The organism is Kosakonia sp. N21, assembly GCF_050587465.1.
Lineage (GTDB): Bacteria > Pseudomonadota > Gammaproteobacteria > Enterobacterales > Enterobacteriaceae.
The window spans coordinates 369,321-383,821 of record NZ_JBOBHR010000001.1; the positions used below are offsets into that span (position 1 = coordinate 369,321).

The 14,501-nt window shown below is 56.4% G+C and carries 13 protein-coding genes; 11 read left to right on the plus strand and 2 right to left on the minus strand.

Annotated features, from left to right (window positions below):
* Positions 1-33: 33 nt before the first annotated feature.
* From nuoG to nuoN, 8 genes are all read left to right on the plus strand, one after another.
* Positions 34-2,760: an NADH-quinone oxidoreductase subunit NuoG gene (gene nuoG / locus ACQ3G7_RS01690; RefSeq protein ID WP_430888613.1), complete on the plus strand. Its 2,727-nt coding sequence runs from the start codon at positions 34-36 to the stop codon at positions 2,758-2,760.
* On the plus strand, positions 2,757-3,734 hold the full coding sequence (gene nuoH, locus ACQ3G7_RS01695; RefSeq protein ID WP_263100030.1) for an NADH-quinone oxidoreductase subunit NuoH: 978 nt from the start codon (positions 2,757-2,759) through the stop codon (positions 3,732-3,734). The genes nuoG and nuoH overlap by 4 nt, the downstream gene beginning before the upstream one ends.
* Before the next feature lie 14 nt (positions 3,735-3,748).
* Positions 3,749-4,291, plus strand: a complete 543-nt coding sequence (gene nuoI, locus ACQ3G7_RS01700) for an NADH-quinone oxidoreductase subunit NuoI (RefSeq protein WP_061493927.1) — start codon at positions 3,749-3,751, stop codon at positions 4,289-4,291.
* A gap of 10 nt (positions 4,292-4,301) precedes the next feature.
* Entirely contained in the window at positions 4,302-4,856 is a 555-nt protein-coding gene (gene nuoJ, locus ACQ3G7_RS01705; RefSeq protein WP_430888614.1) for an NADH-quinone oxidoreductase subunit J, read from the plus strand.
* Positions 4,853-5,155: an NADH-quinone oxidoreductase subunit NuoK gene (nuoK, locus tag ACQ3G7_RS01710; RefSeq protein WP_002463445.1), complete on the plus strand. Its 303-nt coding sequence runs from the start codon at positions 4,853-4,855 to the stop codon at positions 5,153-5,155. Before nuoJ ends, nuoK begins: the two co-directional genes overlap by 4 nt.
* Positions 5,152-6,993 (plus strand): NADH-quinone oxidoreductase subunit L, encoded by a 1,842-nt coding sequence (nuoL, locus tag ACQ3G7_RS01715; RefSeq protein WP_263100032.1) that lies wholly within the window; start codon positions 5,152-5,154, stop codon positions 6,991-6,993. The genes nuoK and nuoL overlap by 4 nt, the downstream gene beginning before the upstream one ends.
* Before the next feature lie 127 nt (positions 6,994-7,120).
* A complete protein-coding gene (gene nuoM / locus ACQ3G7_RS01720) occupies positions 7,121-8,650 on the plus strand; it encodes an NADH-quinone oxidoreductase subunit M (RefSeq protein ID WP_430888615.1) in 1,530 nt (509 codons plus the stop codon).
* A gap of 6 nt (positions 8,651-8,656) precedes the next feature.
* The gene (nuoN, locus tag ACQ3G7_RS01725; RefSeq protein WP_263100034.1) at positions 8,657-10,114 is read left to right on the plus strand and encodes an NADH-quinone oxidoreductase subunit NuoN; all 1,458 of its coding nucleotides are present in this window, start codon (positions 8,657-8,659) and stop codon (positions 10,112-10,114) included.
* 75 nt (positions 10,115-10,189) lie between these two features.
* Here the strand turns inward: nuoN and ACQ3G7_RS01730 are convergent, their stop codons facing one another.
* Positions 10,190-11,215, minus strand: a complete 1,026-nt coding sequence (locus ACQ3G7_RS01730; RefSeq protein WP_430888887.1) for a chemotaxis protein — start codon at positions 11,213-11,215, stop codon at positions 10,190-10,192.
* A gap of 77 nt (positions 11,216-11,292) precedes the next feature.
* Positions 11,293-12,210 carry a ribonuclease BN gene (rbn, locus tag ACQ3G7_RS01735; RefSeq protein WP_430888616.1) on the minus strand — a complete coding sequence of 306 codons (918 nt, stop codon included), beginning with the start codon at positions 12,208-12,210 and terminating at the stop codon, positions 11,293-11,295.
* Positions 12,211-12,282: 72 nt separating this feature from the next.
* Between rbn and ACQ3G7_RS01740 the strand changes: the two genes are divergently transcribed.
* The 3 genes from ACQ3G7_RS01740 (at position 12,283) to menF (ending at position 14,475) form a co-directional block, all read left to right on the plus strand.
* Positions 12,283-12,744 (plus strand): GNAT family N-acetyltransferase, encoded by a 462-nt coding sequence (locus ACQ3G7_RS01740; protein WP_430888617.1) that lies wholly within the window; start codon positions 12,283-12,285, stop codon positions 12,742-12,744.
* 57 nt (positions 12,745-12,801) lie between these two features.
* Positions 12,802-13,107 carry a stress response protein ElaB gene (gene elaB, locus ACQ3G7_RS01745; RefSeq protein ID WP_061493935.1) on the plus strand — a complete coding sequence of 102 codons (306 nt, stop codon included), beginning with the start codon at positions 12,802-12,804 and terminating at the stop codon, positions 13,105-13,107.
* An 87-nt stretch (positions 13,108-13,194) separates the two neighbouring features.
* Complete coding sequence (gene menF, locus ACQ3G7_RS01750; protein WP_430888618.1) at positions 13,195-14,475, plus strand: isochorismate synthase MenF; 1,281 nt, start codon at positions 13,195-13,197, stop codon at positions 14,473-14,475.
* Positions 14,476-14,501 lie beyond the last annotated feature (26 nt).

Sequence of the window (14,501 nt, forward strand, 5' to 3'; positions counted from 1 at the left end):
CAGTCGCTGACTGAGACAACTGGAAGCATGCTAATGGCTACTATTCATGTAGACGGCAAAGAATACGAGGTAAATGGGGCGGACAACCTGCTTGAGGCATGTCTCTCCCTGGGCCTTGATATTCCTTATTTTTGCTGGCATCCGGCGCTGGGGAGCGTGGGTGCGTGCCGCCAGTGTGCGGTGAAGCAATATCAAAACGCGGAAGACACGCGTGGCCGCCTGGTGATGTCCTGTATGACACCGGCATCCGACGGTACTTTCATTTCGATCGACGATGATGAAGCGAAGCAATTCCGCGAAAGCGTCGTGGAGTGGTTGATGACCAACCACCCGCACGACTGTCCGGTTTGCGAAGAGGGGGGCAACTGCCACCTGCAGGATATGACCGTGATGACCGGTCACAGCTTCCGTCGCTATCGTTTTACCAAACGTACTCACCGCAATCAGGATCTGGGGCCGTTCATCTCTCATGAAATGAACCGCTGCATCGCCTGCTATCGCTGCGTGCGTTACTACAAAGACTACGCAGACGGCACGGATCTTGGCGTGTATGGCGCGCACGATAACGTCTACTTTGGGCGCCCGGAAGACGGCGTGCTGGAAAGCGAATTCTCCGGCAACCTGGTGGAAATCTGCCCGACAGGCGTATTCACGGATAAAACTCACTCCGAGCGTTACAACCGTAAGTGGGACATGCAGTTCGCACCGAGCATCTGCCAGCAGTGCTCACTGGGTTGCAACACCAGCCCGGGCGAACGTTACGGTGAACTGCGTCGCATCGAAAACCGTTACAACGGTACGGTTAACCATTACTTCCTGTGCGACCGCGGCCGTTTCGGCTACGGCTACGTCAACCTGAAAGACCGTCCGCGTCAGCCGGTTCAACGTCGTGGCGACGATCTGATCACCCTGAACGCCGAGCAGGCGATGCAGGGCGCAGCGGATATTTTACGTCAGTCGAAGAAAGTGATTGGTATTGGTTCCCCGCGCGCCAGCGTGGAGAGCAACTTTGCGCTGCGTGAACTGGTCGGTGCGGAAAACTTCTATACCGGCATTGCGAAAGGCGAGCAACAACGCCTGGAGCTGGCGCTGAAAGTGCTGCGCGAAGGCGGTATCCGTACGCCGGCGCTGCGCGAAATCGAATCCTATGACGCGGTGCTGATCCTGGGCGAAGACATCACCCAGACGGGCGCGCGCGTCTCTCTGGCTGTCCGTCAGGCGGTGAAAGGCAAAGCCCGTGAAATGGCGGCGGCGCAAAAAGTCGCTGACTGGCAGATTGCCGCGATCATGAACATTGGTCAGCGCGCCAAACATCCGCTGTTCGTCACCAACGTCGACAGCACCCGCCTGGACGATATCGCCGCGTGGACCTACTGCGCTCCGGTGGAAGATCAGGCGCGGTTAGGCTTCGCTATCGCGCACGCACTGGATGATTCTGCTCCGGCGGTTGACGGCCTGAGCAACGACCTGAAGAGCAAAGTGGATGTTATCGTTCAGGCGCTGGCCGGGGCGAAAAAACCGCTGATTATTTCCGGTACGAACGCCGGGAGTGCCGACGTGATCCACGCGGCGGCAAACGTCGCCAAAGCGCTGAAAGGCCGTGGTTCCGATGTCGGCGTGACGATGATTGCCCGCTCGGTGAACAGTATGGGTCTTGGCCTGATCGGTGGCGGTAGCCTCGATGAAGCCCTGGCTGAGCTGGAAAGCGGCAGCGCAGACGCGGTAGTGGTGCTGGAAAACGACCTGCACCGTCACGCCAGCGCAGCCCGCGTTGACGCCGCACTGGCGAAAGCACCACTGGTACTGGTGATTGACCACCAGCGCACGGCGATCATGGACAAGGCGCACCTGGTGCTCTCCGCCGCAAGTTTTGCGGAAAGCGACGGTACGGTCATCAACAACGAAGGCCGCGCGCAGCGCTTCTTCCAGGTATATGACCCGAGCTATTACGACAGCAAAACCCTGATGCTGGAAAGCTGGCGCTGGCTGCACTCCCTGCACAGCACCGTGCAAAACCGCGAAGTGGACTGGACGCAGCTTGACCATGTGATCGACGCAGCGGTAGAAGCCTTGCCGCAACTGGCCGGTATTAAAGACGCCGCGCCGGATGCCAGCTTCCGTATTCGTGGGCAGAAACTGGCGCGTGAACCGCATCGCTACAGCGGACGCACCGCGATGCGCGCTAATATCAGCGTGCATGAACCGCGTCAGCCGCAGGACAAAGACACCATGTTCGCCTTCTCCATGGAAGGGAACAACCAGCCGTCCGCACCGCGTTCGCAAATCCCATTTGCGTGGGCGCCGGGCTGGAACTCACCGCAGGCCTGGAACAAATTCCAGGATGAAGTGGGTGGTCACTTGCGTCATGGCGATCCGGGCGTACGCCTGATTGAAGCCTCTGAAACAGGGCTGGATTACTTCACTTCCGTACCGGGCGCGTTTGAAGCGCAGGACGGTAAATGGCGTATCGCCCCGTACTACCATCTGTTCGGCAGTGACGAAATGTCGCAGCGTTCGCCGGTGTTCCAGAGCCGTATGCCGCAGCCGTACATCAAGCTTAACCCGCTCGATGCGGCGAAGCTTGGCGTTAACGCGGGTGCGCATATCTCCTTCACCTACGAAGGGCAGACTATCAGCCTGCCGTTGCAGGTTTCCGAAGGTCTGGCGGCAGGGCAGGTCGGTTTGCCGATGGGCATGCCTGGCATTGCGCCGGTGCTGGCCGGAGCACGTCTTGAAAATCTGCAGGAGGCGCAAGCATGAGCTGGTTAACACCGGATGTTATCGACATTCTGTTAAGCATCCTGAAGGCGGTGGTGATCCTGCTGGTGGTGGTCACCTGCGGCGCATTTATGAGCTTTGGCGAACGTCGTCTGCTGGGTCTGTTCCAGAACCGTTACGGACCGAACCGCGTCGGCTGGGGTGGCTCACTCCAACTGGTGGCGGACATGATCAAGATGTTCTTTAAAGAGGACTGGATCCCGCAATTCTCGGATCGCGTGATCTTCACCCTTGCGCCAATGATTGCGTTTACCTCGCTGCTGTTAGCGTTTGCCATTGTGCCGGTCAGCCCCACCTGGGTGGTGGCCGACCTGAACATCGGCATCCTCTTCTTCCTGATGATGGCAGGCCTGGCCGTCTACGCGGTGCTGTTTGCTGGCTGGTCGAGCAACAACAAATACTCTTTGCTGGGGGCGATGCGTGCATCTGCGCAAACGCTGAGCTACGAAGTGTTCCTCGGGCTTTCCCTGATGGGCGTGGTTGCGCAGGCCGGTTCATTCAATATGACCGACATCGTCAACAGCCAGGCAGGGTTGTGGAACGTTATCCCGCAGTTCTTCGGTTTTGTGACGTTTGCTATCGCGGGCGTGGCGGTGTGTCACCGCCATCCGTTTGACCAGCCGGAAGCGGAGCAGGAACTGGCGGATGGTTACCACATCGAATATTCCGGCATGAAGTTCGGTCTGTTCTTCGTCGGTGAATACATCGGTATCGTCACCATTTCCGCCTTGATGGTTACGCTGTTCTTCGGTGGCTGGCACGGGCCGTTCTTACCGCCATTCATCTGGTTCGCGCTGAAAACCGCGTTCTTTATGATGATGTTTATTTTGATCCGCGCTGCGTTACCGCGTCCGCGTTATGACCAGGTGATGTCGTTCGGCTGGAAAGTCTGCCTGCCGCTGACGCTGATTAACTTGCTGGGAACGGCGGCTGTCATTCTCTGGCAAGCGCAATAAGGGGTGAAAAGACCATGACATTAAAAGAATTAATCGTGGGCTTCGGCACCCAGGTCCGTAGTATCTGGATGATTGGCCTGCACGCGTTTGCGAAACGCGAAACCCGGATGTATCCGGAAGAGCCGGTTTACCTGCCGCCGCGCTACCGTGGCCGTATTGTGCTGACGCGCGATCCGGACGGTTCCGAGCGCTGCGTTGCCTGTAACCTGTGCGCGGTAGCCTGTCCGGTAGGCTGTATTTCGTTGCAAAAAGCGGAGATGCAGGATGGGCGCTGGTATCCGGAGTTTTTCCGTATCAACTTCTCGCGCTGCATCTTCTGCGGCCTGTGTGAAGAAGCGTGCCCGACAACGGCTATTCAGCTCACGCCGGATTTCGAAATGGGCGAGTTTAAGCGTCAGGATTTGGTGTACGAAAAAGAGGATCTGCTGATCTCCGGTCCGGGCAAATACCCGGAATATAACTTCTACCGGATGGCAGGTATGGCAATCGACGGCAAAGATAAAGGTGAAGCGGAAAACGAAGCCAAGCCTATCGACGTCAAGAGCCTGTTACCGTAAGGAGAGGGCAATGGAGTTCGCTTTTTATATCTGTGGCCTGGTCGCCATCCTGACGACGGTTCGCGTGATTACGCATACCAACCCGGTGCATGCGTTGCTGTACCTGATTGTGTCCCTGTTGGCGATTGCCGGGGTCTTCTTCTCACTCGGCGCGTACTTCGCCGGTGCGCTGGAGATCATCGTTTACGCCGGGGCCATCATGGTGCTGTTTGTGTTCGTGGTGATGATGCTTAACCTGGGCAATACCGTTGTCGAGCAGGAGCGCAACTGGCTCTCTCCGCAAATCTGGGTAGGTCCGGCACTGCTCTCCGCCATTCTGCTGGTGGTGATGATTTATGCCATTCTCGGCGTGAACGATCAGGGCATCGACGGTACGCCGATCAATGCGAAAGAGGTCGGCATCACGCTGTTTGGTCCTTACGTACTGGCGGTCGAGCTGGCGTCGATGCTGCTGCTGGCCGGTCTGGTTGTCGCCTTCCACGTAGGGCGTGAAGATCGTATGGGCGAAGTGCTGAGCAATCGCGCTGACGACCGCGCAAAAAGAAAAACGGAGGAGCGCGCATGATCCCCTTGCAACATGGACTGATCCTCGCTGCGATTTTGTTTGTTTTGGGGTTAACCGGTCTGGTTATCCGCCGCAATCTGCTGTTTATGCTGATTGGGCTGGAAATCATGATTAACGCCGCCGCGCTGGCCTTTGTGGTCGCGGGCAGCTACTGGGGCCAGACCGACGGTCAGGTAATGTATATCCTCGCGATCAGCCTCGCGGCTGCGGAAGCGAGCATTGGCCTGGCGTTGCTGCTGCAACTCCATCGTCGCCGCCAGAATCTGAATATCGATTCAGTAAGTGAGATGCGTGGATGAACATGCTCGCCTTAACCATTATTTTTCCTTTAATTGGCTTTGTATTACTGGCCTTTTCCCGCGGGCGCTGGTCGGAAAACCTCTCCGCTACCGTGGGGGTAGGGTCGATTGGCCTTGCGGCGCTGGTCACGGCGATTGCCGGCGTTGATTTCTTCAACAACGGTCAGCAGCCTTTCGCTAAACCACTGTGGACCTGGATGGCGGTTGGCGATTTCAATATCGGTTTCAACCTGGTGCTGGACGGGCTGTCGTTAACCATGCTGTCGGTGGTGACCGGCGTTGGCTTCCTGATCCACATGTTTGCCTCCTGGTATATGCGCGGTGAAGAGGGCTACTCTCGTTTCTTCGCCTACACCAACCTGTTCATTGCGAGCATGGTGGTGCTGGTGCTGGGCGATAACCTGTTGCTGATGTACCTCGGCTGGGAAGGCGTGGGGCTGTGCTCTTACCTGCTGATCGGTTTCTATTACACCGATCCGAAGAATGGCGCTGCGGCAATGAAAGCGTTTGTCGTGACCCGTGTTGGTGATGTGTTCCTCGCGTTTGCGCTGTTCATTCTCTACAACGAACTGGGCACGCTGAACTTCCGCGAAATGGTGGAACTCGCGCCGCAGCACTTTGCGAATGGCAACACCATGCTGACGTGGGCAACGCTGATGTTGCTGGGCGGTGCGGTAGGTAAATCTGCACAGTTGCCGTTGCAAACCTGGCTTGCGGATGCGATGGCTGGTCCGACCCCGGTTTCAGCGCTGATCCACGCCGCCACCATGGTGACCGCGGGCGTCTACCTGATTGCCCGTACCCATGGTTTGTTCCTGCTGACGCCGGATGTGCTGCATCTGGTGGGTATTGTCGGTGCGGTGACGTTGCTGATGGCCGGTTTCGCCGCGCTGGTGCAAACGGATATCAAACGCGTACTCGCCTACTCGACGATGAGCCAGATTGGTTACATGTTCCTGGCGCTGGGCGTGCAGGCATGGGATGCGGCGATTTTCCACCTGATGACGCACGCGTTCTTTAAAGCGCTGCTGTTCCTGTCGTCCGGTTCGGTGATCCTCGCCTGCCATCACGAACAGAACATCTTCAAAATGGGCGGTCTGCGTAAGTCGATTCCGCTGGTGTATGTTTGCTTCCTGGTGGGGGGCGCAGCGTTGTCTGCGCTGCCGATGCTGACCGCCGGTTTCTTCAGTAAAGATGAGATCCTGGCAGGCGCAGTGGCTAACGGTCATATCAATCTGATGATCGCGGGCCTGGTCGGTGCGTTTATGACATCGCTGTATACCTTCCGCCTGATTTTCATCGTTTTCCACGGGAAAGAACAAATTCACGCGCACGCAGGGAAGGGGATAACCCATCATCTGCCGCTGATCGTGCTGCTGGTGCTCTCCACCTTTATTGGCGCAATGATTGTGCCGCCGCTGAAAGGCGTACTGCCGGATACCACCGAGCTTGCGCACAGCAGCGTGGTGATGCTGGAAGTGGCGTCTGGCGCGGTAGCGATCATCGGCATCCTGCTGGCTGCCTGGCTGTGGCTGGGTAAACGCACGCTGGTGACCTCGGTTGCCAACAGTGCGGCAGGGCGCTTCTTCGGTACCTGGTGGTTCAATGCCTGGGGCTTCGACTGGCTGTACGATCGCGTATTCGTCAAACCGTACCTCGGTGTTGCATGGCTGCTGAAGAGCGACCCGCTGAATGCACTGATGAACATCCCGGCGATTCTGTCCCGCTTTGCAGGCAAAGGTCTGCTGTTCAGCGAGAACGGATACCTGCGCTGGTATGTTGCCTCAATGAGCATTGGCGCTGTTGTGGTACTGGCATTGTTGATGGTATTGCGTTGAGTTTGTGCGATTTGTGAGGCGGGATCTCCGCCTCCGATGAAAACATATTTTAGGTAAGTATTCCTGCTAATCAGGCTGGCGAGCACGATAGCCTGAACAGGAATTAATATAAGGGACATACACCGCCATGTTATTACCCTGGCTAATACTCATCCCCTTTATCGGCGGCTTCCTCTGCTGGCAGACCGAACGCTTTGGCGTGAAGGTGCCGCGCTGGATCGCGCTGATTACCATGGGACTGACGCTGGCGCTCTCTCTGCACCTTTGGTTGCAGGGCGGCTACTCTCTGACGCAGGCCACCCAGTTCCCGCAATGGCAGGAATCGTTCAAACTGGCCTGGATCCCGCGCTTTGGCATCAGTATCCATCTCGGTCTGGATGGCCTGTCGTTGCTGATGGTGACCCTGACGGGTTTCCTCGGTGTGCTGGCGGTACTTTGCTCCTGGCGTGAAATCGAAAAATACCAGGGCTTCTTCCATCTCAACCTGATGTGGATCCTGGGCGGCGTTATCGGCGTGTTCCTTGCCATCGACATGTTCCTTTTCTTCTTCTTCTGGGAAATGATGCTGGTGCCGATGTACTTCCTGATTGCACTGTGGGGCCACAAAGCCTCCGACGGGAAGACGCGTATTACCGCCGCGACCAAATTCTTCATCTATACCCAGGCCAGTGGTCTGGTGATGTTGATTGCCATCCTGGCGCTGGTGCTGGTGCACTACAACGCAACGGGCGTGTGGACCTTCGACTACCAGGATCTGCTGAAAACGCCGATGTCTGACAATGTCGAATACCTGTTAATGCTCGGCTTCTTCATTGCCTTTGCGGTGAAAATGCCGGTGGTTCCGCTGCATGGCTGGTTGCCGGACGCGCACTCGCAAGCGCCGACAGCTGGTTCCGTGGACCTCGCAGGGATCCTGCTGAAAACGGCGGCCTACGGTCTGCTGCGCTTCTCGCTGCCGCTGTTCCCGAACGCATCGGCAGAGTTTGCGCCAATCGCCATGTGGCTGGGTGTTATCGGTATTTTCTACGGCGCGTGGATGGCGTTCACCCAGACCGATATCAAACGTCTGATTGCCTACACGTCGGTGTCGCACATGGGCTTCGTGCTGATTGCGATTTACACCGGTAGCCAGCTGGCATACCAGGGCGCGGTTATCCAGATGATTGCGCATGGCCTCTCTGCGGCGGGTCTGTTTATTCTCTGCGGCCAGTTGTATGAACGCCTGCATACCCGCGATATGCGTATGATGGGCGGCCTGTGGGGCAAGATTAAGTGGCTGCCAGCGCTGTCGATGTTCTTTGCCGTGGCAACGCTTGGGATGCCGGGAACGGGGAACTTCGTCGGTGAGTTTATGATCCTCTTCGGCAGCTATCAGGTTGTGCCAGTGATCACCGTGATTTCCACCTTCGGTCTGGTCTTTGCGTCAGTCTACTCGCTGGCGATGCTGCATCGCGCCTACTTCGGTAAAGCGAAGAGCGAACTGGCCAGCGCTGAGTTGCCGGGGTTGTCACTGCGCGAACTGTTTATGATCCTGATTCTGGTCGTGCTTCTGGTACTGCTCGGCTTCTATCCGCAGCCGATTCTGGATACCTCGCATTCCGCGATGGGCAATATCCAGCAGTGGTTTGTTAATTCCGTTACTACTACAAGGCCGTAAATCGCCATGACAATAACTCCACAACACCTGATTGCGCTGCTGCCGCTGCTGATCGTCGGATTGACGGTGGTGGTTGTGATGCTCTCCATTGCGTGGCGACGCAACCATTTCCTTAATGCCACGCTGTCGGTCATTGGTCTCAACGTCGCGCTGCTTTCCCTGTGGTTTGTCGGTCAGGCGGGGGCGATGGATGTTACCCCGCTGATGCGCGTTGACGGCTATGCCATGCTGTATACCGGGCTGGTGCTGCTGGCGAGCCTCGCCACCTGTACTTTCGCCTATCCGTGGCTGGAAGGTTACACCGACAACAAAGAAGAGTTCTATCTGCTGGTGCTGATTGCCGCACTGGGCGGCATTTTGCTGGCGAACGCCAACCATATGGCGTCGCTGTTCCTCGGTATTGAACTGATTTCGCTGCCGTTGTTTGGCCTGGTAGGCTACGCCTTCCGTCAGAAACGCTCGCTGGAAGCCAGTATCAAATACACCATTCTTTCCGCAGCGGCCTCTTCATTCCTGCTGTTTGGTATTGCACTGGTGTATGCGCAAACCGGCAACCTGGCGTTTGTCGCCATCGGTAAAGCACTGGGTCAGAACATGCTGCATGAACCACTGTTGCTGACCGGTTTGGGGCTGATGATTGTTGGCCTTGGCTTTAAACTGTCGCTGGTGCCGTTCCACCTGTGGACGCCTGATGTTTACCAGGGCGCACCTGCTCCGGTTTCCACTTTCCTGGCCACTGCCAGTAAGATCGCCATTTTTGGCGTGGTGATGCGTCTGTTCCTCTACGCGCCGGTTGGCAACAGTGAAGCCGTTCGTGTGGTACTGGGCATTATCGCCTTTGCCTCCATCATCTTCGGTAACCTGATGGCGCTGAGCCAGACCAATATCAAACGTCTGCTCGGTTACTCTTCCATCTCCCACCTGGGCTATTTGCTGGTGGCGTTGATTGCACTGCAAAGCGGTCAGATGTCGATGGAAACCGTCGGTGTTTACCTGGCGGGGTATCTGTTCAGCAGCCTTGGCGCGTTCGGTGTGGTGAGCCTGATGTCCAGCCCTTATCGCGGCCCGGATGCGGAATCGCTCTATTCCTATCGTGGCCTGTTCTGGCATCGTCCGATCCTCTCTGCGGTTATGACCGTGATGATGTTGTCGCTGGCCGGTATTCCGATGACCTTAGGTTTTATCGGTAAGTTCTACATTCTGGCGATGGGCGTTCAGGCGCATCTGTGGTGGCTGACGGGGGCCGTCGTTCTGGGTTCTGCCATTGGTTTGTACTACTACCTGCGTGTGGCGGTGAGCCTCTATCTGAGTGCGCCGCAACAGCTGAACCGCGATGCGCCGTCTGACTGGGCATACAGCGCGGGCGGTATTGTGGTGCTGATCTCTGCTCTGTTGGTGCTGTTGCTGGGGATCTATCCGCAGCCGCTGATCAGTATCGTACAACTGGCGATGCCAATGATGTAATGCCGGAAGATGAAAAGAAAAACCGCCGATATCGGCGGTTTTTTTATGGGGGTCAATAACGATGTCTCGGGAATATTACTTCGCCAGCAACGGCGTTGAGGCAATCTGATGGTGGCTAATCAACGGGCCACGAATATTGTTCGCCGCGCGGTCGAGGACTTCCTGAATCACAGCGGAAAGTTCGTTAATTTCGAACTTCGCGACGTAGCCATCCGCTTGCACTTTGCGAACGTGATCTTCGTTGGCGCTACCGGAGAGCGATGAGTGGATCACCACCGGAATGTTCTTCAGACGCGGGTCGGTTTTAATCAGACGCGTTAAGGTGAAGCCATCCATCTCCGGCATTTCGAGGTCGGTTAATACCATCGAAATCTTGTCGCTTACCGGCACGCCTTCCGATTCAGCTTGCTGCGCCATGATCTGGATTTTCTCCCAGGCATCTTTACCGGTGATATGCATAGCGCTCGGAATTTGCATCGCGTTGAGGCCTTTTTCCAGCATGGCGCGCGCCACTTTGGAGTCTTCTGCCACGATAGCCACAGAACCCGGTTTAAGATTGAATTTTTTATCCGGCACGTGATCGCCGTGTACGTCATGATCCGCAGGCACGATGTCATACAGGATCTGCTCAACATCCAGCACCATCGCAAGGTTGTTGGTATCCTTATCTTCATCCAGGCAGGCAATACTGGTGATATAGCGACCGTTGATCGCTTTCTCTGCGGTGTGAACCTGTTTCCAGTCCAGGCGAATGATGTTCTCTACGGATTCAACCGCAAATGCCTGCACGCTACGGGCATATTCGGTGATCAGCAGAATATTGAGACCTGTTGCCGGCTTACATCCGGCCACAGCGGCGAGGTCGATCACCGGGATCACCTGATCGCGGATATTGACCATGCCAAGCAATGGCGGCTTCATTCCCGCAGGACGGGTAAAGGTGGGCATCGGAACGATTTCGCGCAATTTAAAAACGTTAATGCCAAACAGCTCGGATTTAGCGGCATCTAACGATGTGCCAAGGCGAAACAGCAACAGTTCAAACCGGTTCGACAGAGTAAGATTCGCCCTGTCATCGATGTCTTTCTGGAAGTTATCCATCATGCCCTCAATAAGTGATGCCTGCGTGTAAACTGTTATCGGCACCTTAAGGGAAAAATAGAGTGCTCCATATCACATCATAGACGAACAACCAGAAAATCTTCTGCAAGTGCCGTTTGCGCAAATATTGTTCGGCATTCTGCCAGTAATGCCAGACTGCCGCGCTCATCATAGCGTGAACTGAGATGGGTAATCACCAGACGACCCGCGCCGGCATCTAAAGCAAGCTGCGCAGCCTGGCGCGTTGAGCTGTGACCCCGGCTATTGGCTTTCTCCTCCATGGCGCTCTCAAGCGTAGCTTCATGCACGATAAGATCCACCCCTTGCGCCAGCGCCAGTGACGCCTCGCAGGGCGACGTATCCCCGAATATCGCCAGTTTTTTGCCTGTGGTTGCCGGCGCCAGATAATCTGCGCCATTAATAATGCGCCCGTCCTCCAGCGTGACCGTTTCGCCTGCCTTCAGTCTCTGGAATAGCGGGCCGGGCATAATGCCTTGTGCTGCAAGCGCCTGCGCATTCAATGCGCCGGGCTTATCGTGCTCTTCAACGCGGTAGCCATAACACTCCACCGGGTGTGCAAGTGGGTAAGCCGTCACGCGGCGAAGCCCGTCATCCACCACCAGACCCGGCGTGACCTCTTCGATGGTTAACGGGTAGTCTGTCCACGAACCACTCAGGCGCAGCACAGTTTCTACAAACTCGCGGATCCCTTTTGGCCCATAGATCTGTAACGGTTGGACATTGCCCGCCATCGAACGGCTGCACAGCAGCCCCGGCAGGCCGAACAGGTGGTCGCCATGCAGGTGGCTGATAAAAATCTTATCCAGTTTGCCCGGGTGAAAAGCGGTGCGCAGCATCTGGTGTTGCGTGCCTTCACCGCAGTCGAACATCCACAGCCCCGCGCGCGTGGGATGCTGCAAGTTCAGCAGCAGCGAGGTGACATTACGCCCCCGCGTGGGGACGCCCGCCGAGGTGCCTAAAAAAATCAATTCCACAATACACCGTGTCCTTTGCCGGAATGTAAAAAAATTTAGTATAACGAGGTGATGATAAATAAGGAGCAGAATATGATCCGCTGGCAGGACCTTCACCATTCGGCATTAACCGTTACCGAACTTTATGCGCTGCTGAAACTGCGCTGCGAAGTGTTTGTTGTTGAGCAGACGTGTCCTTACCTGGATATCGACGGGGACGATCTGGTGGGAGAGAACCGCCATATCCTCGGCTGGAAAGATGACCAACTGGTGGCGTATGCGAGGATTCTGAAAAGTGACGATGATCTGTCACCGGTGGTTATCGGGCGGGTGATTGTCAGTGCGCAGGTTCGCGGAGAAAAACTGGGCTACCAGTTAATGGAAAGGGCGATACTTTCCTGCACGCAAAACTGGCCGCAGCACGCGTTATACTTGGGCGCACAGGCGCATCTGCAATCTTTCTATGGCCATTTCGGCTTTCAGCCGGTGACCGACGTGTATGACGAAGATGGCATTTTGCACATCGGCATGGCGCGGGAGATGGGTCAGGCGTAACCGGCGGCTATTGTCTATAGTTAGCGGGCAAACAGGTGCATAACATGGAGAAAAGAGATGTCATATCATTCTTATGATTCACGTATTGATGACGACCTGACCCTGCTGAGCGAAACGCTGGAAGAAGTACTCCGCTCCTCGGGTGACCCTGCTGACCAGAAGTATATCGAGCTTAAAGCCCGTGCCGAACAGGCGCTGAATGAGGTGAAAAACCGCGTCAGCAGCGCGTCGGACACCTACTACTACCGCGCCAAAAAAGCGGTCTATCGCGCCGACGACTACGTGCACGAAAAACCGTGGCAGGGCGTTGGCGTAGGTGCAGCTGTCGGCCTGGTGCTGGGTCTGCTGTTAGCCCGCCGCTAACACCTCACGTCCCCTCCCTGGAAAGAGGTACTGCTATTACCCTAAGTACCTTGTATACTATGTGGTTTTTAACAGGGAGGGGTTCGCGTGTATTCCATTTCCTCTGCGCTGGAGCATCTGCACGACCGCCTGGCTGACGATTTTCCCCATTCGCCCGGTTTTTGCTTTTTTGATGCCCCTTTCCCGTTAAATGACGCGTTTGACCCCCTTGCCTGGCTTGCCAGCCAGCCCGTCTATCCACAGTTTTACTGGCAGCAGCGTAGCGGCGAAGATGAAGCCGCCGCGCTCGGCGCGCTGCGCCACTTCGCGTCATTACCCCTCGCACAGCAGTTTTTACAGCAATGCCCTGACGATGTTCGCGTATGGGGGCTGAACGCGTTTAATCTGCAGCAGGGGGCTCTGTTTTTGCCGCGCCTGGAATGGCGGCGCGAAGGTGGGCAGGCGATATTACGCCTCTATCTGTTCAGCGAGCACTCCCTGCATGATGATGCTGCGCAGGCGGCGGATTTTCTGCAAACGCTGGCGGCATTTAAACCGTTGGCGAGTGTGCAGCAGGTATGCGTAGAACAGCGGCACGTTCCGGATCGCGAAGGCTGGGAGACGCTGATGGCGCAGGCGCTTCGTGCGCTCGACAATGCAGAGCTGGATAAAGTTGTCCTTGCCAGAGCAACGGACTACGCTTTCTCCAACGCCGTGCATGCCGCCTCGCTGATGGCCGCCAGTCGCCGTCTCAATTACCACTGCTTTCACTTTTTGTTTGCCTTCGATGCGCAACAGGCTTTTTTAGGCTCCTCGCCTGAGCGGTTGTGGCGGCGGCGCGGGACGGCGCTGCGCACCGAAGCATTGGCGGGTACCGTCGCCAGTCATGAAGATGACCAGCAGGCGCAGCGCCTTGCCGACTGGCTGATGAGTGATGATAAAAATCAGCGGGAAAATATGCTGGTAGTGGAAGATATCTGCCAGCGCCTGCAACGGGAAACCGGCGCGCTGGAGGTTCTGCCGCCGCAGATTATCCGGCTGCGTAAGGTGCAGCATTTACGCCGCTGTATCTGGACCGATCTGCAAACGCCGGATGATGCGCTGTGCTTACAACTGCTGCAACCCACTGCGGCTGTCGCCGGGCTGCCGCGTCGCGAAGCCTGGGCGTTTATTCAAACGCATGAGCCGTTCGAACGCGAATGGTATGCCGGTTCCGCAGGCTATTTATCCCGTGCGCAGAGTGAGTTTTGCGTGGCGCTGCGTTCGGCGAAAATCAACGGTAACACGGTTCGTCTTTATGCCGGAGCCGGCATTGTGCCGGGTTCGGATGCGGAGCAAGAGTGGCAGGAAATCGAAAATAAAGCGGCAGGGTTGCGCTCGTTATTATGACTTACGCACACATAACCGACGCATAT